Genomic DNA, 21342 nt, shown 5'->3' on the forward strand with positions numbered 1-21342 from the left:
GCTCAGTGATCCGCCGTCTCGCGGGACAGGATCAGGAGCAGGTAGCCCGTCGTGGCGGAGTTGTAGATCACGGGCTGGATCATGTGCAGCTGCCATCCGTCGGCACTGACCTCGTTGAGCACGGTCTCCACCTGCTCCCCGACCACCCCGGGCATCACTCCTGTCGCCCGGACGTCAACGACCTTGTACTCAACCACGACGCCCCCCGTTGGCTGGCTGGGAACTGCTGTCTTGATCCTCGCGCCACGGGTCGATCACCGTGTGGAGCGAGGCGGCGCCCTGGGCACTGGTCGCTGCCTCCATGGCAGCCCCGATGTCGGCGAGGGCCCATGGCGGGCTCGAGACGAGGTCGAGACCGGCATCACCGTTCGACATCATCGACAGGGCCCGTTCAACTGCCTCGAAGCTGTGGCCACGTGCGCCCCGGACGCTGATCCGCTTCTTGCGGAGCAGCGACAAGTCCAGCAGCGAGAGGTCGCCGGGGCTCTTGGGGCTGCCGGAGGCGATGACGACCGTACCTCCCACGCGCACCGACCTCAGGGCGGCCATGAACGTGCTGATCCCGCCGCCGCTGACGTCGATGACGAGGTCGACCGAGCCCTCGGGCGCTTCGTCGTGGATGACGTCGACAACGTCCTCGCGGTCGATGTCGATGGTGCGAGTCGCCCCGAGCTTGGTCGCCAGGTCGAGCCGCTCGGCGTCCTTCGTCAGCCCCGACACGAAGATCTGGCTGGCGCCCGCCTGCCGACAGGCCAGCACGCACGCAATGCCCTGCTGGCCGGGTCCGAGCACCAGCACCGCGTCACCGGCCCGGACCCCGCCGTCGTACTGCGCCCACTGGATGCCGTTACTCAGCGGGATCGCGAACGTCGCGTGCGCCGAGCTCACGCTGTCGGGCACCCGGTGCAGCACCGAGCTGGGGTGGAGGTACTGGTGGCGGCTGTAGCCACCCCAGACCCCGGGCGGCACCTCGACCGGCGTCGAGCCGTAGCGCAGGGCACCAACGCGAGTGTTGTCGGTCATCGCGCACGACCGGAACTCGCCGCCGCGGCAGTAGCGGCAGTGCCCGCACGGCAGGTACTCCTCGAGCAGCACCCGGTCTCCCTCCAGGACCCCCCATCGCTCCTCGGCGATCGGCGCGGCCTGCTCCACGACCCCGACGGTCTCGTGGCCGAGCACCGTGGGCGGCCGCGCCAACAGGTACTTCTTCAGGTCGCTGCCACACACCCCGCAGGCCTCGACGCGCAGGATCCCGTCGGCGTCGCCGAGCTTGGGCAGCCGTAGCTCGCGGAACTCGAACCGCCCCTGCCCGTAGGCCACGGCGGAGTAGGTCTTGGAGGTCACCATTGGGCGCTCAGCAGGTCCTTCATGGCCTCCTGCCACGGGAGCGGCCCGTCGAGGATCGCCTCGGCTGGTCTCACGAGTCGCAGCTCGTCGGTCTCAACGCCGAGCGGACGGCGTCCCTCGGCCACGTCATCAACGGCCTCACGCAGCATCCGCCTCGCCACGATGATGGCGCGGTCCGACGTACCGAGGTGCTCCTGCGAACGGTCACAGACCGCGCCCATGCCCTCCTGCACCGCGAAGTCCTGGGTGTTGAGTCCGGTGATGCCGGTGTAGGTGCGGGTGCGCTGCATCTCGCGGTCGATGAGGAAGTCGTTGTCGAGGTTGCGCTTGAGCCGGTAGCTGCCGGGGATGAAGTCGTCCGCACCTCGCCCGGCGGCCTTCTCGTGCTTCTCCCACAGCTCGTCGGAGATCGGGTTGTCACCGTCGGCACCGCAGACCCAGTTGTAGACCATCGTCCACTCGTCATCCACCGGCACCCAGATGTGGCCACGCAGCGTCTGGGTCTTGCGGGGCTCACCCTGGCCGTCGATGAATGCCGCGCGCATCTGCATGGCAGGCAGGAAGAACTGGTAGGCCCGCACGTACTTCTGGTCGTGCCCCAGCGTCCGGATGCCGGCGTAGCGGAAGCCGTAGCCCGTCTGCTCGACCTCCAGCTGCGGGTGGGTGTTCTGGCTCTTGAGCCGGCTGGCATTGCCGAGGTCGTTGTTGTGCACGAACGACGAGTGCGCGGTGTCGATGCCGCCCTCGAGTGCCTGCAGGTAGTTGGCGTGCTCCAGTGTCTTGGAGGAGCGCACGTGCGTGTCGGGCGCGCGCAGCCACTCGTACGCCGGGAAGGGCGGCAGCTCGGCGCGCGGTCCCAGGTACGCCCAGACGATGCCGCCGCCCTCCCACGTCGGGTAGGCCAAGATGTTGACCTTGGTCTTGAAGATGCTGTCGGGCGGCTCCGAGGGCAGGTCGACGCAGTTGCCCGCGGCGTCGAACTTCCAACCGTGGTAGACGCACCGGATTCCGCACTCCTCGTTGCGGCCGAAGAACATCGGCGCCCGCCGGTGCGGGCACTTGGAGTCGACCAGGCCGACGACGCCGGTCGTGTCGCGGAAGGCGACCAGGTCCTCACCCAGCATCCGCACGCGCACCGGAGCACCGTCGGGTTCGGCCACCTCGCTCGACAGCAGGGCGGGCAGCCAGTAGCGGCGCAGCGCGTTGCCCATGCCGGTGCCTGGCGACACCTCGGTGAGCAAGCGGTTGATCTCAGGGGACAGCATCGCTACCTCCTCGCATCCTGTGTGGCGTCTGTCATCGACTCGTACCTGCTGTCCATCACCTGCGACACCGGCACTCCGGACGTGATGGCGGTACGCATCCGCGTCTCCGCCTGGTGCATCTCCTCGGCGCGGGCGAGCACGTCGGCCACGCGGTCCTTGGCTATCGCGAGCACACCTGTGCGGTCGGCCACCAGGAAGTCGCCCGGGCGCACCTCGAGCCCGGCGACCTCCACCGGCACCTCGATGTCGACCTCAACCGACCGCGTGCGCGCGCTCACCGGCGTACCGGCCTTGGCGAACAGGGGTAGCCCGATCTGCTCGGCCTCCTCGATGTCCCTGCTCGCGCCGTCGACGACCACGGCACGGATGCCCGCGACGTACGCCGCGGCGCTGAGCAGCCCGCCCCACCCACCGGAGTCGAGGCGACCCTGGTGGGCCACCACGACGATGTCGCCGGGACTGCTCGCCTCGACAACCCGGCACCCCAGGTGCACGCGCGAGGGTGGGGCCGGCTGCTCGGGAGTCACCGGGCGCAGCAGCATGGTGCGAACCGGTCCGGCGACCCGGCCGCAGCCCCACATGGGGGCGATCGACTCCAGCCATCCGCTCAACCCGAGGCTGTCCATGGCGTCGGACACCACACAGGTGTCGAGCGTCTCGAAGCGCCGGGCGAGGTGGTCGGTGGTAGCCATGGAGTCGTTGCCTACGCCGTCCAGCGCGCGAACGCCATCCCGCATCCGGTGCCGGCTGCCGACCGGTAGCCGGGCACGTAGTCGACGACCTCGAAGCTGAGGTCGCTGAGAGCCCCAGCGGCCACCAGCCAGTTCTTGATCTCGGACGAGCCCGACTGCAACTTGGCCTCGGGCAGGGCCCCGAGGGCATCGACATCCTTGGCGCCGATGCCCTCGAGGACCGCGCGGTCGAGCGCCTCGTCGACCACGAAGTGGCTCAGTCCCCCTGAGGCCACCACCCCGACGCGCATGTCGGCCGGCCAGGCGGAGACGGCCTGCTTGATCGCCTGCCCCAGGGCGTAGCAGCGCGCAGCGGTCGGCTGGTTGGGCGGGAAGTAGGTGTTGAGCATGACCGGGATGATCGGGATCAGGCGGTCTCCCATCAGGCGTAGCCGGACGAAGGTGAACGCGTGCCCGAGCGACTCGCCCTCCGGCTGGACCTTGAGCTGGGCGACGTCGAAGCCGTCGGCGATCAGGCTCTCGATGATGTGGCGGGCCAGGTCGGTCGCAACCGGGTAGTCCTCGCGGACCGCGCTGTGCTTGGCCCACATCGCCGCGGCCCGGGACGCCGGCACGTTGGTCATGTCGCGGGGGAGATCGGCCACGGTCTCGCCCCAGTAGACGGCGACCGCCGGCATGCTGTCCTCGCTGTACATCTCGGCCTGGTCGTCGCCGACCACGATGACGGCATCGAGGGCTGCGCCCTGGAGATCCTCGGCGAGCTTGCCGACCGCGCGTTGCACGTCGTCGTACTTGCGCTGCCACACCTCTTCGGTGAGCTCGGGCGCCAGGTCGTCTCCACGCTCCTGCACGAGCTCGTCGTAGCGGGTGCGCTTGCGGTCGAGCTCACCGTGCCTGGGCCACCAGTCCGGGGTCAGGCTCACCTGCGAGCCGTGCGAGGTGCCCAGACCCATGACGATCGTTGCCATCAGACGATCAACTCCCCTTGCTGGATGACTGCGGAACTGTGGAGGCGGTCACGAGAACGCCCTGCCGTAGACGGCCCTGGCGTTCTCCTCGAAGATCAGCCTTCGGTCGTCGTCAGTGATCGTCGACAGCCCGTCGATCACCGGCTTGAGGTCATCGAGCGAGAGCCCGGTGGCCGGGTCGACGGCAGCACCGGTGCCCGGCGCTTCGGTGCCGAACAGGCACCGGTCGGGACCGACCACCTTGAACAGCAGCTCGAGGCCGTCGGCAGAGTAGAGCACCGTGTCGAACCACAGTCGGCGCAGGCGGACCGTGAAGTCGACCTGACCGGACTTCAGGCCGCCGGCGCGGAACCTGCCCAGCTGATAGGGGATCGCACCACCGCCATGGGCGACGACCACCTTGAGTGTCGGGAAGTCGTCGAACACCTGGGAGTTGACCAGCCCGAGCACCGCGATGCTCTCTTCGTTGATGAAGTGCAGCGAGTAGGACTCGCGCGGCGAGCTGCAGCTGGCCGAGTGGATGAGGGCCGGCACGTCGAGCTCGCAGAGCTTCTCGTACAGCGGGTACCAGTAGCGGTCGCCGAGGCCGGGCACCGATGTGCCGTCGCCCTCGCAGGGGTCGGGATTGAGCAGGCAGCCGACGAACCCGAGGTCCGTGACGGTCCGCTCGAGCTCCGCGATCGCCGGACCGAGATCGGTGACCCGGAACTGCGGAAGTCCGGCCACCCCCCTGAACCGGTCGGGGTGGAGGCCGACCTGTCGGTGGATGATGTCGTTGACGTAGGTCGTCCACGAGCGCACGACGTCGGCACCGAACAGCGAGTGCATCATCGTGTACGGCCGGGGTGAGATGAACTGGACGTCGATCTGACCGGAGTCGAGCAGAGCGAGATGACCCGCCAACTTGGCTTCGAGCTGGTCGTCGGAGATCTTCGGACCCCTGAACGGCGAGCGCCGCGCGAAGAGCTTGGCCTGGTACTCATACATCTCCGCGGGCGCCACGGTGTGCCCGTGCACATCGACGATCACGATGTCTCACCCCGCTGGCTCGCAGGTCGGGTGATCGGGTCGATGACAGCGACGATCTGCAGTTGGAGCCGCTGCGGCCCGTCGCCCTTCACGGCATGGCGAGCCGGGCGATCCTCGGCATCGGGGAACATCTCGAGCCACGACTCATCGACGTACGCCTTGTCGTCGCGGTCCTTGAGGAACACCGTCACCTGAGCGATGTCGCCGATGTCGCCACCGGCCTCCCGCACCAACGCCGCCATGTTGGCGAAGGCATGCCTCGCCTCGTCGCGGACATGCTCGGGGGCCTTGCCGGTCTCAGGATCCTTGCCGCTGATGCCCGAGGAGAAGAAGAGCTGTCCGAGCTTGGCCCCGGCGGGGATGGGCGCCTTGTGCGAGACCCCGGGCAGGTGGACCGAACGGCCCGTCGCCCCGGACCGCTCCCCCACCGGCGCGTCAGGGTCGGCCAGGCCGCGCCACCCGAACAGGTCGAGCATCCGCCCGCCTTGCTTGAGCTGCTCGATCACCTCACGTTCGTGCGCCTCGCGAGAATGGGCGGCGCTGAGCACCGAGTCGACGTCGGTGGCAGGTAGCACCATGACCCCGTCGCGGTCCGCGACGACCAGGTCGCCGAGGTTCACCGCGACGCCGCCGACCTCCGCGCCGGTGCCGAGCGACCCGATCGCCTTCTTGACGGTGCCCTTCATCGACACCCCGCGGGCAAAGACCGGGAAGCCCATCTGCTCGAGTGAGTCGATGTCGCGCACGCCTCCGTCGATCACGAGACCGCGGATGCCCTGCACCAACGCGGCCCACGACAAGACCTCGCCCCAGTGGCCGAGCAGCAGCCCGGCGGCGTCGACGACCAGGACAGAGCCCGGAGGTGCGAGCTCGACTGCATGCTGGATCGCCAGGTTGTCCCCTGGCACGCACGCCACCGGGTAGGCAGGGCCGCACACCGCGGCGCCGTTCCAGACCGGCCGGATGCCGGGGTCGAGGGCTCGCGCCAGACCCTTCGAGGCTTCGAACAAGGTCGAGGTGCCCAGGTGGAGGCAGTCCTCCGCGACCAGGGGCGATGACGTCACGAGTCCTCCTCCGGACGTTGCAGCGAGTGGTAGCCATGCTGGCGGCGGGCCTCGGCGATGGTCATCCCCTGCCGTACGGCGGCGATGATCAGGTCCTCGGCCTCGCTGATCCGCAGTGCCGTGGCCGCCACCTCCTCCGCACGGTCCTGAGGCACGACGACGACACCATCGTCATCGCCGACCACGAGGTCGCCCGGAGCCACGCGGACGTCGCCGAGCGTGACGGCGCCACCGACCTCGGCGACCTGTACCCGGTCCTTGCCGGTCCGCATGAAGCGCCCCCGGCTATACATCGGGTAGCCGAGCTCCAAGGGCGTGGCGACGTCGCGGCAGACCCCGTCGATCGCCGTACCGGCAAGGCCCCGCACGTGGGCAACGGTCGTGAGGATGTCTCCCCACACGGTGCAGTCGAGGCGCCCGTCGTTGTCGAGCACGACGACCTGTCCGGGCTCGCAGTCGTCGATGTAGTCGCCGACGGTGCCGCGAACCGCGCCGACCGGCACGTACCTCACGGTGAACGCCGGTCCGGCCATCCGCTGGCCGGGCGCCAGTGCGGAGATGCCGAGTGCACTGCCGGGCAGTCCGAGCCGGTCGAGGGCGTCGGAGAGCGTGGCCGTGCCGAGCCCCGACAACACCCCCGCCACTGCTGCGGTCCCCGCGCCCTCGTCCACGGTCAGACCGACTCCAGAGGGGCAGACAACGGGTCGACACCGAAGGTCTCGAACTCGTCGTCGTCGTCCTCCTCGTCTTGGCGCGTCTCCGGTGTCGTGCCGTGCTCGTCGGAGACGACCACGCAGTGCTCGGTCGGAAGCTCGACGAAGACGTCGTCACGACGACGGAACACGATGTCGGGGTTCACCCGACAGATCAGCTGCTGGTGGCCCACCCGCACCTGGTACTCGCAGGACTCACCCAGGAACAGCACGTACTCGACCATGCCCGGGTAGACGTTGGGCGTGCCCTCCGGGGGCCGCGCGGCGTGCAGCTGGATGTTCTCCGGACGGACCGACAGCAGGGCCTCGTCGTTGTCGCGGATGTCGGCGGGGCAGATGGCTTCCACCACACCGGCGGGGGTGTCGAGTCGCAGGTGGTCGCCTTGGCCCTTGCCGATGATCGTGACGTCCATCAGGTTGGTCCGCCCCACGAAGGAGGCGACGAACTTGGTGATCGGTCGGCGGTAGATCTCGCGCGGCCGGGCCGCCTGCACGATCTTGCCGTTCTCCATCACGGCCACTCGGTTGGACATGCTCAGCGCCTCTTGCTGGTCATGGGTGACGTAGAGCGTGGTCACCCCGACCTGGCGCTGAAGTCGGCGGAGCTCGGTGCGCATCAGCTCACGCAGGCTGGCGTCGAGGTTGGACAGCGGCTCGTCGAGCAGCAGCAGCTTCGGCTCGAGAGCGAGCGCGCGCGCGAGGGCGAGGCGTTGCTGCTGACCACCGGAGAGCTTCGGTGCAGGACGCTCGGCGAAGGCCCCGAGCTGCACCGTCTCCAGCGCCTTGGTCACCCGCTCGTTGATCTCCGTACGGCGCAGGTGCTTGCGGCTACGGGCGAAGCCACGCAGTGGGAATGCGACGTTCTCGAACACCGTCATGTGCGGCCAGATCGCGTAGCTCTGGAACACCATGCCGATGTCGCGCTCCTCAGGCCGGACGAAGATCTTGGGCGTGACCTGGTTGACCGGCCGGCCGCCCAACACGATGGTGCCGCTGTCGGTGCGCTCCAACCCGGCTACGCATCTCAGCGTCGTCGTCTTGCCACACCCCGAGGGGCCCAGCAGTGTGTAGAACTGGCCCTCCTCGACGTCGAAGCTGACGCCGTCGACAGCGTTGACGCCCTCGTCGGCTCCCGGATAGCGCTTGAAGAGGTCGATGACGCTCAGTGAGACGTCGTTCATGAGGACCCGCCGTGCGAGCCGTTGGCCTCCCACTCGCCGGGGTGGAAGTCCTCCCAGCCCGCGCGAGCCTCCTTGGGCGCCAGCTCGACGAACTCCTGGAAGTTGAGCCCGGCGAAGTTGTAGAGGGGCTTCGACTTGAAGACCAGGATCCGCGCCGGCACCTCGTCGCTGGAGTTGAAGTGCTGGTGGACGACCCCCGGGGGGACGATCAGGCAGTCGCCGGCCTCCCAGTCGGTGCGTTCGCCGTCGTGGATGTCGTAGCCGGAGCCGTTGAGGACGTACATCAGCGCGCTGTTCTGGTGGCCGTGCTTCTGGGACTTGCCTCCGGGGGCAAGCTCCTCGAACGCCGCCTGCAAGGTCTGCATCAGTCCCATGCTCGGGTTGAGTAGGGTCTTGTTCCACTTGACCGGCCCGTTCTTCCACGGGTTCGCCGAGGTCTTGTAGACACGCGGTCCCTCACGCTGGCGGCGACGCTCCTCGAGGAGGCTGTACTTGCCGCTCTTGATGGCGCGAACGAAGACGCGCCCTCCTTCGTAGTGCCGCTCGACCTTGGCGGTGAGCTCGGTCTCGGTCGTCGCGGTTGAAGTCTGCTCGGTCTCAGACATGTGCTGGTGCCTCTCGGTCTGTGGTGGGCGGATCAGTAGCCGCGGTAGGTGGGGGCGGCCTCGAGCTGCTCGAGGTCATGGACCCCGAGCCACTTGAAGACCCGCGAGGTGGCGCTGAGGAAGCGAGCCGGCTCGTCCCCGTCGAGGTTGAAGTGCTGATGGGCGGTGTTGACCGGGATGAACATCCAGTCGCCGGCCTCCCACTCGAAGCGCTTGGGAACGTCGTCCATCTTCCAGTTGAAGGTCTCGCCCATCTCGGCGATGTCGACATCCCAGTGCAGCGAGTAGCCGCGGCCCTCCAGGAAGAAGATGAACTCCTCGGCCATGTGGCGGTGCTTGCCCGAGCGGCCGTCCGGCGGCAGCTCTTGGATGTAGGCGTCGATGTCGTAGTCGAGTGCATTGAGTGTGGGATTGGCGATGTGGGTCAGCAACCCCTGCGCACAGTCCTCGACGACCATGTCCTGGGCCTTGATGATGTGCGGCTTCTGCCGCTCACGGTTCAGGTCTGCTGCCGCCGCCAGATCCTGGGCGTAGAACGAGCCGGCAGGGCGGTCAGCCGGCTGGTTGTCGGCTTCGTCGTAGCGGATCATCGGTCTGCTCCTTGGGGATCGGTGAGGGGGATCTCGGTTGCAATCTGCTGGTCGACGTAGTGCCTCGAAGCGGCGTCGAGGTGCTTGGCGGTGACGGCGACGTTGCGCGCGAACCCGGACTCGTGGAGCGCGTTGAGCCGTGCGGCGTCGCAGATCGCCGCCAGGTCGGCCCCGCTGAGACCTTCGGTGCGGGCCGCCACCTCGTCCACGACGGAGTCGAGCTCGGTGTCTGTCGCGACCTCGAGGAACGCTGCCAGCTTGGTGCGCAAGATCGCCGCGCGTCCCTCGGTGTCGGGCAGCGGCACGTGGATCCGGGTGCCCAGCCGGCCGGGCCGCAACAGAGCCGGGTCGACGAGCTCGGGTCTGTTCGTGAGGGCCACCACCGCGACCTGTCCGCCCTGGACGCTGTCGAGCTCGATGAGGAGCTGGTTGACCACGCGCTGTGAGGCGGGGTTGGCAGAGTCCGACGTGCGGCGAGGAGCCATCGCGTCGAGCTGGTCGAGGATCAAGATGGTCGGCGCAGACTGACGAGCGAGCTGGAAGGCGTCGCGGATGGCCTCCTCGGACTGGCCCAGCCACTTGCTGAAGATCTCCGGCCCGTTGACCACGACCACGTTGGCACCCGACTCCTCGGCCAGCGCCATGGCAAGCATGGTCTTGCCCGTGCCCGAGGCCCCGTGCAGCATGGCGCCGGACGAGGACGACAGACCCACGTCCAGGAACGCCTGCGGGTGCAGCAGCGGCATCACGACGGTGTCCTTGAGGTGCTGGATCACATCGTCGAGCCCGGCGATGTCGGACCAGTAGACGCCAGGACTGTTGACGACTGCCTCGCGCAGTGCCGAGGGCTTGGTCTGTCCCAGCGCGTGCAACAGGTCGTCTTGGGTCACCAGGACGTGGGCAGTGTCGTGACCAGAAGCGGCGAGGGCCCTCAGCCCGGGACCGGCATGGCGCCGCAAGGCGTGCAGCCCCGCCTCGCGCGCCAGGTTGACCAGGTCGGCACCCGTGTAGCCGTGGGTGAGCGCGGCGAGCTCCGGGAGCCACGTCTGCGCATCCGGCTCCAGTGGCATGCCGCGGGTGTGGATGCGCAGGATCTCCAGGCGCCCGGCCACGCTGGGTGGACCGATGAGCAGCTCGCGGTCGAGACGACCGGGGCGGCGCAGCGCGGGATCGAGCGCTTCGGGACGGTTCGTCGTGCCAACGACGATCACGTCCTCCATGCTGACCAAGCCGTCCAAGAGCGAGAGCAGCTGCGTGCCCATGCGCGCGTCGGTGTGACCGGTGTCGCGGCGTGGCGGCGCGATGGCGTCGAGCTCGTCGATCAGCACGATCGACGGGGCGCTCTCCATCGCCTCCTCGAAGATCGAGCGCAGGTTGGCCTCGGTGCCGCCTTGCACCGAGCTGAGGATCTCGGGCCCGTTGACGTAGAGGAAGTGCGCCCCGATCTCGTTGGCGATCGCCCGGGCGAGGTGGGTCTTGCCGACTCCGGGCGGCCCGTGCAGCAGGATGCCGCGCGGCGGGTTGATGCCCAGATGGTCATAGACGTGGGGGTACATCAACGGCGTCTCGATCAGCTCCCGGACCTGGTCGACCTCCTTGTCGAGGCCGCCGACATCGTCGAAGGTCACCAGGTTGGCTGATGCTCCCGGCGACAGCATGCTCGTGCGCAGCACGATCCGGGTGTCGGGACCCACGACCGCCTGCTCAGGTGACGACGAGAGCACCCGGAAGTAGACGGGCCGGCGGAAGTCGGAGAGCTCCGCGGTGACGAGCATGCCGACCTGCACCAGCGCCTGGCCGCCGCCAAGGATGTCGCTGAGCTCGTCCTCGTAGGTCGTCAGACCGCGGGTCAGTGGGGCCAGCGGCTCCAGGACCACCCGCTTGGCCTGGGTGACCTGTACCTTGCGGGCTTGCACGGCCTCGCCCGACGCAGCCTTCAGGACCCGCAGCGCAGCGCGGCTCAGTCGCACCGACGGCGGGTCGGTCGGGTGGGGGTCGGCGACGACCCGGAGCAGCAACGTGCGGCCCCGGGTCGTCGACACCTCGACGACACCTTTGTCGTCGATGCCCATGGTGGCCAGGCTCGAAGCGTCGATCATGCAGACGTCGGACGTCGCCTCGTGGCTGTGGCCATGGTCGTGGTGGTGGTGCTCGTCGGTGTGCTCGTGGTCCTCGTCGAGGTCGCCGTGCGCGAGCCGTACCGCGACCAGGTCGACGGTCACCGCCGGCCCCAGGTCGTCCGGACCCGGGTTCTCGGTCGCGCCTGAGTCGGTCACCGTCACCCCTCGCTCCAGCTGGAGGCATCCTCGATGTGCTGGATGCCGCCCAGGAACTCGTTGGCCGGATGGTGTGACCAGACGCTGATCAGGCGGGCGGGCTCGTCGCCGTCGTTGAAGTGCTGGTGCTCGGTCATCGGCGGGATGCAGATGAGATCGCCGGCCTTCCACGGGTGCTCCGACTCGTCGTGCACGTCGTGGCCGCGGCCCGCCACCACCAGCAGCAGCTCCTCGGGGATATGCCGATGCTTGCCGGTGCTGTGACCAGGGTTGATGACGTAGTCGGCGACGTCGAGGTCGTGGCCGTGCAGTCCTGCCCAGTTGTCGACGCGGTAGCGCAGCTGACCTTGGCGCGTGTTCTCGAAGGCCGCATCCGCGGCTTTGAAGACCCGCGTGCTGTTGTCGCGCTGCTCCTTCTCGCGGCCCAGCCGGTCGACGAAGTCGTCGTACTGGGTGACCGGCTTGGCCAGCCGCTCGCCTCGGTCGCGAGCGGCGAACACCTCTTCGCGTTTGGCGTTCGCGCCCTTGTCAACCATCAGGTCGCTGTCGAGGCCGAGGAGCCCCTTGGGGAACTTGTAGCCCGACCACTCGCCGTCGGCGTCCTTGACCAGCTCGACCTCACCCGGCACGTGCTGGGGCTCGTAGTGCTCGCTGTAGAGAAGGCCGAGCACGTGCCACAGCCGGCTCTCCGGCACCCAGGCCCTCAGGCCCTGGTCGCCGGCGGTGATCCGGTGCGTGGTGTAGGGCGGCACGAAGAGCACGTCCTCGGGCCCGAAGTCGTAGACCTCGCCGTCCTGGGTGACCGTGCCGCTGCCCTCGAGGACGTACACCGTCAGCGATGGGATGCGACGCTCGAGGGGAGTCGACTCGCCAGGTCCGAGTCTCAGGAACCTGCACGTGAGCGACGAGATCGGGCCGGCGGTGAACCGCTCGAAGACACGTACGTCGCCGAGGGCGTGGCCACCGGGGGCGAACAGCTGAGGCGGTACGACGCGCGGCAGCAGCCGCATCCGGTCACGCTCGAGCTTCTGCTTGATGAACCGGCCCTCGTAGTCGTAGTACAGCCGGGGGTCGACCTCGCTGGTGGTGAGCTCGACGGCTTCCTTCTCGCGCTGGACCTCAGTCATCGAGCTCCTCCTCCCACTCGGGCGCGTTCTCGATCTGCTCGATGCCACCGAGACCCAGGAACGTGTAGTGGGCAGGCATCGTGCTCAACAGGATGGCGGGTTCGGAACCAGTGCTGAAGTGCTGGTGGTCGGTCATCGTCGGCACGCAGATCATCTGGCCGGCCTTCCAGTCCCAGCGCTTGCCGTCGTGGATGTCGTAGCCCTCGCCCTGGACGACGTAGATCAGCTCCTCGGGCACGTGCCGGTGACGCCCCGAGCGGCTGCCAGCCGGGATCTCCTGCATGTAGATCCACTTCTGCTTCGACGCGGTGACGGTGTCGGGGTGGACGTACCAGCGGATCTTGCCGTGCCGAGACATCTCCCATGGTGTGAGCTTGGCGCGCACGACGTGGTCGACCTCGCGGCAGAACTGCGCCTCGTCGTGCATCAGCTTGAGGTACTTGTCGTAGGTGTTGGCGACCTCGCCTTCCCAGGGTGGTGCCTCGCGGCGCGCGTTGAAGGTGGCCTCGCGCTTGGGCTCGCTGCCGAGCAGGACGTCGAGGTCCTCGGTGATGCCGAGGACGCCCTTCTCGATGCGGTATCCGATCAGCTGGCCGTCCTTGTAGAGGCCTTTGGTGCCCTGGGGGAAGCTCGGCTTCTCGTTGAGCTTGATCTGCTCGCGCCAGACCAGGCCCATCAGGTGGTGCACGCGGCCGGTCTCGGGTACGTAGATCAGGGCGTACTCGTCCTCGTCGCCTCCGTGCTGGTGCGCGGTGTAGGGCGGGACGATCAAGAGGTCGTGCATGTCGAAGTTGTAGATCACCCCGTCGTTGCTCTCCCAGCCTCGTCCCTCGAGGCAGAACAACGTCGGTGCGCTGATGTGCCGGTGGATGCCGCGGACGGGGGCCTTCGGGGCGATGCCCGTGAAGTGGCTGGTCAGCAGGTAGTGCGGGGCCCGGGTGAGCATCTCGTAGGAGATGTGATCACCGGCCTGGTGCGGGCTGTCCATGCCCTGCACCGTGGGCTTCATGGGCAGCTGATCCAGCACGTGAGGCAGGGAGTCCGCACGGCTGTCCTCCATGTTCTGGTAGACCAGCCGCTTGACCACGTCGGGGTACTGCGAGTGGTCCTGCTTCCAGGGCTGCAGTGTGTCCAGCTGAGCTGATTGATCGGTGTCGGTGCTTGTCGCGTTCAACCGCGGCATCCTCCGTCGGGGTCGGGCGCCCCTCGCCAAGTGGCGAGGGGCGTGGCGCGAACGGCGGGTGGGGGGAGCCCGTCGACGGCCGGGTTGGTCCTGCGGGTCAGTCCTCTTCCTTGACCTCGGCACTCGGGAAGCCCCAGGTGTCGAAGATCGCGGCCTCCCACTTGGCCTGGTCGCTGAAGTGCGTCCAGTCCATGACGGAGACCTCCATGCCCTCGGTCAGCTTGTTGAGCTCGGAGCCCGGTGCGTAGATCGAGGACTGCCGGGGCTCGTCCTCGTCGAGGATCTGCTGAACCTCGGGACCGGCGGTGTACTCCTGGAAGAGCAGCGCCGCTGCCGGGTGGGCAGCGCCCTTGCGGGTGCCCTCGATCTGCGTGATGCGGACCGGGACGGGCTCGATGATCTTGATCGCGATGTTGTCGGACTCCCTGGAGACCCGGAACGCCGAGTGGTAGTTGCTGAACGCGTGCAGGTCGTACTCCCCTGCGGCCATCAACGTCAGCGAGTTGGTGTCACCACGCACCCAGATCGGGTTCTGGTCCTTGATCGCCTTGGCGTACTCGAGGAGCTTGTCCTCGCCCCAGATCACACCGAGGCAGGCCAGGTTGGCCGGCTCGATGTCGACCATGAACTTCTTGTCCTTGAACTCGGGCTTGAGGAAGTCGTCCCAGGTGCTGGGGACCTGGTCCTCGGTGTAGGTCGAGGGGTTGTAGGCGAAGGCGCCGATGCCCGAGCCAACCGCCAGGGTTGACTTGTGCTCGGGGTTCACCATCTCCGGAGCGATGTCGAGGACCCCCTTCTCGATCAGGGACGACAGGTCGATGTCGTCTTGGAAGTACGGGACGTAGTCCTCGTAGCTCTCCGCACTCAGGTGCATGACGTCCTGCTCGGACTGGCCGGCCTGGATCTCCAGCAGGATGCGCTTGTCGTCGTCGCCTGTCTGCTCGGTGATCTGGAGGTCGATGTCGGGGTAGAGCTTCTCGAAGCCCTTCTCGACAGCGGGGATCGAGTCCTCGGTGAACGACGTGGAGACGACCAGCTTGCCCTCCTTGTTGGCCAGGTCGACGAGCTCGTCGTGGCTGCTGACGGCCATGATGTCCGCGATCGACGTCTTGCCCCCGCCGTCCTCTCCCCCGTCGTCTCCACCGCAAGCGGCCAGTGCTGACGCCGAGAACAGCACCATGACGGCCCATGGAATGATGCGCTTCACTCGTGTCTCCTCGTTTCAACGTCGTCGTCCGTCATTGGGCGGCGATTGATGTCGGTTTGCTGCTTCACCGTTTTCCCGAGGTACCTATTCATCGTTCTGCGTGAATCCAGTGGCGATGATCCGCCGAGAGACAATGGCCAGCAGGGCCAAGACGGCGATCAACATGACGCCGAGGGCAGATGCCAGCGAGAAGTCGGCCTTGCGCTGCCAGTAGAAGTACAAGCTGGTCGCGATCGTGCCGTTGTTGGGCGTGGCCAACATGAGCGGAATGCTCAGGTTCTTGATGGTGTGGGCGAAGATCCAGATCCAGCCTGCTACGAACGCCGGGGTGAGCAGCCGGAAGGTGATGCGCAGCATCACGCGCAGCTTGCCGACTCCACTGACGTATCCGGCCTCCTCGAGCTCAGAGCCCAGCTGTGTCATCGAGGAGTTCGTCGTGCGCGTGGCGAAGGCCATGAACCTGGTCATCAGGGCCAGGACCATGATCGCGATCGTCCCGTAGATATGGGACCACCGCGTCCAGGGGTTGAGGTAGAAGGCGATCAGCGCGACGCCGATGGCAACCGACGGGATCGAGTGCGGCACGAACGAGATCGCGTCGAGGGCGATGCCTCCGCGCACCCGCTGGCGGACCACGAGCCACGACACCAGGAACGCCAGGATCATCGTGACGAAGGCCGTGATGACGGCGAGCTTGGCGGTGTTCCAGACCGAGTTCACGATCTGCGGCGCGTCGAGCACTTCCTTGTACTTATCGAGGCTGATCAGGTGCCAGGCCTCGGCCGACGGCGGCTCGTATGCGGGCAGCAGCGAGGCCCAGAGGAGGATCAGGATCGGCAGGGCGATCGTGACGATGAAGTAGAAGAAAAACACGCCGAGCGCGGGATATCGCCACCTGCCCAGGCTCATCCGCCGCGGACGATATGCCTTGCCGGTGATGGCCGCGAAGCTCCCTGCTTTTCGGATCACCACGCGGTAGTAGACGACGACCATGGCGATGGTGACGACGAGGAAGAACACCGTGTACGCCGAGGCGAGGCCCCACTCCGCGTTCTGCGACGAGGTGAACCAGATCAGCGTCGGCAACAGGTAGATGCCGGCGGGCACGCCCAGCAGCAGCGGGGTGTCGAGGTCGTCGAGGTTGCCGATCAGCGCGTAGGTGCCGGCCGCCAGGAGGGCAGGGAACACCATCGGCAGCGTGATCTTGCGGAAGATCCGGGAGTTCTTCACCCCCGCCGCGCTGGCTGCCTCTTCGAGCGCCGGGTCCATCACCCTGAAGGCGGCGACCATCATCAAGAACAGGGTCGAGCTGCCTCTGAGCGACTCGACGGTGATCATCCCGTACATCGAGTAGATGTTGAACGGACCCGAGGTGAGGTGGATCCCCACGAGGTCGAGCACGTTGCGCATGCCCACGTTGAGGACGCCGACGCGGTTGCTCAGCATCAGGATCCACGCCATCGACGAGAGCATCCCGGGCATCGCGATCGGCAGGAGCATCAGGACCCATGCCAGGTTGCGAAATGGCATGTCGGTGCGCTCGAGCAGCCAGGCGAACAACGTGGCCATCGCCAGCGAGACGATCGAGACCACGACGGCGTAGATGACTGTGTTCTTCAACGCCGGCAGGGTTTGCGGGTTGCCGTAGGCGTCGCGATAGTTCTGCAGGGTCAAGCCGCCGGGCAGGGCAGGCGTGCCGTCGCGGAAGCTGAAGTTGATCACCGAGACGATCGGGATGGCCACGACCCACAGCAAAGCCAGCGCGATGAAGATCGCCAGGTAGTTGGCCCGCGCCCAGTCCCACGCGCGGAACGCGAAGCCGGTCAGAGTCTGGCCAGGCTGCGGGCCGCTCACGACGGGTTGCTGGGTCGCGGTCATCGGTTCAGCCGGCCGAGCCGATGGGGATCACCAGACAGGGCAGCCGCCGACGCCTGGTCGCGCGAGGTGATGGCCACTGACCGCATAGGACAACAGTGACCACTGGTCTCTCTCTCACTCGTGCTGGGCCGGGCGTCGGCGTTTCAGGAAGGTAACGCTGGCGCCGTTGGACTGTCAAGCATATGGTTAGACCAATCGCCCATCCTGAACCTGTCGAGCCGGAGCGCCTGTGACGACCCGAACTACCACCCAGACCTCTCACTACCACGTGCAGAAAGGCAGGCGCGCAAAGTTCCTCGAGGACTGGCGCGGCAACCAGCGCGACGTCGTCGCCGTCGCTGATGTCGTCATGCATGACAGCGAGCGGGGACACCGCCTCGGTGTCTACGTCGGCTCCGACGGCGACCGGCCGACGCGCACCATGGACGCCTTGTGCCACGAGTTCCCACCCGGAGTTCGCACCTCGATCCACCGGCACTCGTGGGACGCGATGGTGTTCGTCGTCGCCGGCTGGGGTTGGACCGAGATCGACGGCCAGCGCATCGACTGGGGTCCGGGCGACTCGCTCCACCTGCCGGCCTGGGCCTGGCACCGCTCGGGCAATGACGGCACCGAGCCCGCGCGCTACTTGACCTTCTCCTGCGAGCCGTTGCTGGAGACCATGGGCATGTCGGTGCTCGACGACCGCGGCGACGCGGAGTACGCCGACCTGCCGCCACGCCCGCCCTACTCCGATCCCGTCGAGGGCGACGACCCCTATGCGCGGCGCCTCCGTCGCGTGCACCGCCAGCAGGCGTCGCGGCGGGGGGGCCGTCTGCACACCAGCTGGGACGATCTCGAGCTGCTCAACACCCCGCGGGGCACGCGCACGACGTTCCTGCTCGACCGGGCGATCGGCTACGAGGCCTCGGGCATCACGATGGCGATGTTCGAGATCGCTCCGGGGCGCGCGCAGTCGATGCACCGGCACCCGGGCGAGGCCTGGCTCTACGTCGTCGAGGGCAGCGGCCACTCCTACCTCGGCACCGAGCCCGAGGGCGGCACGGAGCATCCGTGGAAGAAGGGCGACCTGATCGTCGTCGACCACTTCCTGTGGCACCAGCACTTCAACGACGACCCCGACCACACCGCCAAGGTCGTGCGCATCCACATGTTCGACAGCCTGCTCGAGACCATGCGGGTGCTGGCCGACCCTCTCGTCTTGTTCGAGGAGCCGCCGGACCACATCCGCGACCGGCAGGCGGGCGACCCGACATCCGTCGAGTGGCCGGAGCTGACCCGCCCGACCTGGCCGTGAGTCATGGCTGAGGCGCGGCTGCCGCAGGGCATCACTGGCCTGCACGTGCTCCCGGCCGACCACCACCGCGGTCCGTGGGAGTCGATGGTCGTCCCCGACTCGTTGCGCGAGCGGCTGCTCGGCACCGCCCTGCTCGTACTCCGTCACGCTCCGGCCCTGGCCCAGCTCTCCGGTCCGCCACACGGACTCGTGCTCCTGTCGGGACCGCCGGGGACCGGCAAGTCGACGCTGTGCCAGGGGCTGGCGCAGGAGGCCGCACTCGCCTTGTCGACGCGCGGCGCCACCACGCTGGTGGAGGTCGATCCCCACTCCTTCCCCAGCGAGCTGCTCGGGGAGAGCCAGCGCGCGATCAGCCGGCTCTTCTCCGACACGCTGCCCGAGATCGCCGCGCGGCGACCCCACACGGTCGTGATCATCGACGAGGTCGAGGCCTTCGCCGTCCGACGCAGCGCGGCGTCGTTCGAGGCCAACCCCGTCGACGTGCACCGGGCCACCGACGCCGTGCTGGCCGGGCTCGACCTGCTGCGCGGTACCAGCCCGCGGGTGCTGGTGCTGTGCACCAGCAACTTCCCGGCCGGTATCGATGAGGCCTTCTTGTCACGGTCCGATCTGGTCGTGCACACCGAGCTGCCCGACCTACCCGCGCTGACCGCGATCATCCGCTCGACGATGGCCGAAGTGGCGGTGCTGTGGCCGGGGATTCGTCCGCTTGCCTCTGACTCCGCGCTCCACGAGGAGCTCGCCGCGATCACCCTCGGCATCGACGGCCGCCGTGCGCGCAAGCTGGCCCTCCACGCACTCAGCGTCCGGCCCGAGCTGGCTCTGGACCCCGAGCTGCTGGTGCGCGATGACCTGGTGCGAGCAGCCAAGGAGATCGTGACCTGGTGAAGGCGCGTCTCCGGTCAGTCGCCGTCGACCTCTCACCCCTGAGGCACTCGGCCCACTACCGCCGGCTCTGGGCTGGCGACGGTCTGGGCACCTTCGGCCGCAGCATCCTCCAGGTGGCCGTGCCGGTGCAGGTCTACCAGCTGACGCACTCGTCGCTGATGGTCGGCCTGGTCAGCCTGTGCCAGCTCGGTCCCCTCATCGGGGGCGCGTTGATCGGCGGAGTGGTGGCCGACGCCAACGACCGGCGACGCGTGCTGCTGCTGACCCAGTCGAGCCTGGCGGTGCTCGGTCTCGGCCTCGCCGTCAACGCGGCGCTGCCGCACCCAGCCCTGTGGCCGATCTTCGTGCTGGCCATCGCCCAGGCGGTGGTCTCCGGCTTCGACACACCGGCCCGCAGGGCGGCGATGCCGATGCTCATCGGTCTCGAGCGGCTGCCCGCCGCCCTGGCCCTGCAGCAGCTCCTCAGCAACACCCTCAAGCTGGTCGGCCCCGCCATCGCCGGCGTGCTCATCGCCTCGCTCGGTCTGTCGACGACGTACTGGCTCTACGTCGCGGCGTACGTCGCCGGCGTCCTGACCCTCCGCGGCCTCCCCTCGTTGGTGCCCGAGGGCGGCGGCCGAGCGGCCGGCTGGATGTCGCTGCGCGAGGGCGTCGCCTACGTCGCCCGTCAGCGCGTGGTGCGGTCGACGTTCCTCATCGACATCAACGCGATGGTCTTCGGCCTGCCGCGCGCTCTCTTCCCCGCGATCGGCCTCTCGGTGCTGGGAGGTACGGCGGCCACCGTGGGCATCCTCTACGCCGCCCCCGGCGCCGGCGCGCTGTTGTGTGCACTCACCTCCGGCTGGATCGGACGTGTCCAACGCCAAGGCCTGGGCGTCCTGATCGCCGTCGCCGTGTGGGGCGGCGCCATGATCGGCCTGGGCCTGTCGCGGTCCCTACCGCTCGCTGTCGCGTGCCTCATGCTCGGCGGCGCCTCCGACATGGTCTCCTCGGTCCTGCGCGCCACGATGGTCCAGCTCAGCACACCCGATGCCCTCCGCGGCCGGATCACCTCGGTCAACAAGGCGGTCGTCTCTGGAGGTCCGCTGCTGGGCGACGCCGAGGCCGGAGCCGTCGCAGCGCTCGCCGGTGTCACCTTCTCAGTGCTCTCCGGGGGTATTGCCTGCATCCTCGGCGTCCTGCTGATCTGGTGGAGGTTCCCCGCCTTCTCTCGGGTTGTCGTGCGGGCGGGTTCGATCACGGTTGACGGGCGTTCGACTCCCTAGTCCTCGCCTCGATGGTGCGGCCAAGCGCCCAGATAACAGCGGGTACGCACCGAGGTGATCTCGGTCGAACTCCTGTAGCAGGTACGTCGAGGATTCGACCCAGCGTCCTGGAGTCGCGACGACGCGTCACCAGCGGCTCGCATGGACATCTCGATCCAGCACGGCCGATAGTGAGCAGATGCCCGAGGCGACCGCACAAGCCCAACAGCTGCGCGAAGTCGAGCGCCGTCGACTCCACTGCTTGGTTCATCGCGACATGGCCGTTGCGGCGTCACTCCATGCGGACGACTACGAGCTGGTCACCCCTGGCGGGGCCGTTCTGTCCAAGCAGGACTACCTCACTGGAATCGAGTCCGGCGAACTGGATTACCACGTCTTCGAGGCCGCCTCGGACGTTGCCGTGCGCTTGTCCGGCGAGGTCGGGATTGTGCGCTATCAGGCGCGCATCGACATAGCTGTTTCGGGGCGGACTGACCGAGGACTCTTCTGGCACACGGACTTCTACGAGTGGCGCGACGGCCGCTGGCAAGCCGTGTGGTCGCAGGCCACCCGAATCTCTCGCTGACCTTTCGGTGGAGGGCTCGCCACTGCACCCAGCCACGCCATGCGTCATCGCGCTATTGACGCAAGCCTCGGGGAGCTCGCCGACGATGGAGCGAACCATCGATCGCATCCTATTGGCGTCGGTGGAAGGTGGTGGTGCCGTTGGGGTGGTAGGTGACGGTCCAGGTGGGGTCGTGGGCTCGGTCGTGGTGGTAGGGGCACAG

Annotated in this window: 20 protein-coding genes; 4 read left to right on the plus strand and 16 right to left on the minus strand. The window is 67.9% G+C overall.

Translation table 11 applies throughout. From position 1 onward, the window contains the following. Positions 1-2: 2 nt before the first annotated feature. From ISU10_RS16565 to ISU10_RS16640, 16 genes are all read right to left on the minus strand, one after another. On the minus strand, positions 3-197 hold the full coding sequence (locus ISU10_RS16565) for a DUF4177 domain-containing protein (protein WP_194697530.1): 195 nt from the start codon (positions 195-197) through the stop codon (positions 3-5). Further along, the gene (locus ISU10_RS16570; protein ID WP_194697531.1) at positions 190-1347 is read right to left on the minus strand and encodes a zinc-dependent alcohol dehydrogenase; all 1158 of its coding nucleotides are present in this window, start codon (positions 1345-1347) and stop codon (positions 190-192) included. Before ISU10_RS16570 ends, ISU10_RS16565 begins: the two co-directional genes overlap by 8 nt. Next, the gene (locus ISU10_RS16575) at positions 1341-2612 is read right to left on the minus strand and encodes a Rieske 2Fe-2S domain-containing protein (RefSeq protein ID WP_194697532.1); all 1272 of its coding nucleotides are present in this window, start codon (positions 2610-2612) and stop codon (positions 1341-1343) included. Before ISU10_RS16575 ends, ISU10_RS16570 begins: the two co-directional genes overlap by 7 nt. A gap of 2 nt (positions 2613-2614) precedes the next feature. Beyond that, positions 2615-3304, minus strand: coding sequence for an RraA family protein (locus tag ISU10_RS16580; RefSeq protein ID WP_194697533.1), 690 nt, complete (start codon positions 3302-3304; stop codon positions 2615-2617). A gap of 11 nt (positions 3305-3315) precedes the next feature. Further along, positions 3316-4272, minus strand: a complete 957-nt coding sequence (locus tag ISU10_RS16585; protein ID WP_194697534.1) for a DODA-type extradiol aromatic ring-opening family dioxygenase — start codon at positions 4270-4272, stop codon at positions 3316-3318. A gap of 48 nt (positions 4273-4320) precedes the next feature. Then, positions 4321-5301 carry an amidohydrolase family protein gene (locus tag ISU10_RS16590; protein WP_194697535.1) on the minus strand — a complete coding sequence of 327 codons (981 nt, stop codon included), beginning with the start codon at positions 5299-5301 and terminating at the stop codon, positions 4321-4323. Then, positions 5298-6365 (minus strand): RraA family protein, encoded by a 1068-nt coding sequence (locus tag ISU10_RS16595; protein WP_194697536.1) that lies wholly within the window; start codon positions 6363-6365, stop codon positions 5298-5300. The genes ISU10_RS16590 and ISU10_RS16595 overlap by 4 nt, the downstream gene beginning before the upstream one ends. Then, positions 6362-7036: an RraA family protein gene (locus tag ISU10_RS16600; RefSeq protein WP_370865541.1), complete on the minus strand. Its 675-nt coding sequence runs from the start codon at positions 7034-7036 to the stop codon at positions 6362-6364. Before ISU10_RS16600 ends, ISU10_RS16595 begins: the two co-directional genes overlap by 4 nt. 2 nt (positions 7037-7038) lie before the next feature. Continuing rightward, complete coding sequence (locus ISU10_RS16605; RefSeq protein WP_194697537.1) at positions 7039-8259, minus strand: ABC transporter ATP-binding protein; 1221 nt, start codon at positions 8257-8259, stop codon at positions 7039-7041. Further along, entirely contained in the window at positions 8256-8864 is a 609-nt protein-coding gene (locus ISU10_RS16610) for a cupin domain-containing protein (RefSeq protein WP_194697538.1), read from the minus strand. Before ISU10_RS16610 ends, ISU10_RS16605 begins: the two co-directional genes overlap by 4 nt. A 32-nt stretch (positions 8865-8896) precedes the next feature. After that, positions 8897-9454, minus strand: coding sequence for a cupin domain-containing protein (locus ISU10_RS16615; RefSeq protein ID WP_194697539.1), 558 nt, complete (start codon positions 9452-9454; stop codon positions 8897-8899). Further along, a complete protein-coding gene (locus ISU10_RS16620) occupies positions 9451-11730 on the minus strand; it encodes an AAA family ATPase (protein WP_194697540.1) in 2280 nt (759 codons plus the stop codon). The genes ISU10_RS16615 and ISU10_RS16620 overlap by 4 nt, the downstream gene beginning before the upstream one ends. 2 nt (positions 11731-11732) lie before the next feature. Continuing rightward, entirely contained in the window at positions 11733-12857 is a 1125-nt protein-coding gene (locus tag ISU10_RS16625; protein WP_194697541.1) for a cupin domain-containing protein, read from the minus strand. Continuing rightward, positions 12850-14031, minus strand: coding sequence for a cupin domain-containing protein (locus tag ISU10_RS16630; RefSeq protein WP_194697542.1), 1182 nt, complete (start codon positions 14029-14031; stop codon positions 12850-12852). Before ISU10_RS16630 ends, ISU10_RS16625 begins: the two co-directional genes overlap by 8 nt. A gap of 106 nt (positions 14032-14137) precedes the next feature. Continuing rightward, on the minus strand, positions 14138-15247 hold the full coding sequence (locus ISU10_RS16635) for an ABC transporter substrate-binding protein (protein ID WP_194697543.1): 1110 nt from the start codon (positions 15245-15247) through the stop codon (positions 14138-14140). Positions 15248-15331: 84 nt separating this feature from the next. Beyond that, entirely contained in the window at positions 15332-17125 is a 1794-nt protein-coding gene (locus ISU10_RS16640) for an ABC transporter permease (RefSeq protein ID WP_194697544.1), read from the minus strand. Positions 17126-17354: 229 nt separating this feature from the next. Here ISU10_RS16640 and ISU10_RS16645 point away from each other — a divergent pair, with 229 nt between their 5' ends. The 4 genes from ISU10_RS16645 (at position 17355) to ISU10_RS16660 (ending at position 21140) form a co-directional block, all read left to right on the plus strand. Next, a complete protein-coding gene (locus ISU10_RS16645; protein WP_194697545.1) occupies positions 17355-18422 on the plus strand; it encodes a cupin domain-containing protein in 1068 nt (355 codons plus the stop codon). Between the two features lie 3 nt (positions 18423-18425). Then, positions 18426-19310: an AAA family ATPase gene (locus ISU10_RS16650; protein WP_194697546.1), complete on the plus strand. Its 885-nt coding sequence runs from the start codon at positions 18426-18428 to the stop codon at positions 19308-19310. Further along, on the plus strand, positions 19307-20575 hold the full coding sequence (locus ISU10_RS16655; RefSeq protein WP_194697547.1) for an MFS transporter: 1269 nt from the start codon (positions 19307-19309) through the stop codon (positions 20573-20575). The genes ISU10_RS16650 and ISU10_RS16655 overlap by 4 nt, the downstream gene beginning before the upstream one ends. Before the next feature lie 178 nt (positions 20576-20753). Then, entirely contained in the window at positions 20754-21140 is a 387-nt protein-coding gene (locus tag ISU10_RS16660) for a nuclear transport factor 2 family protein (RefSeq protein ID WP_194697548.1), read from the plus strand. The last annotated feature ends 202 nt before the right edge of the window (positions 21141-21342 follow it).

Source organism: Nocardioides agariphilus (assembly GCF_015352445.1).
Classification (GTDB): domain Bacteria; phylum Actinomycetota; class Actinomycetes; order Propionibacteriales; family Nocardioidaceae; genus Nocardioides; species Nocardioides agariphilus.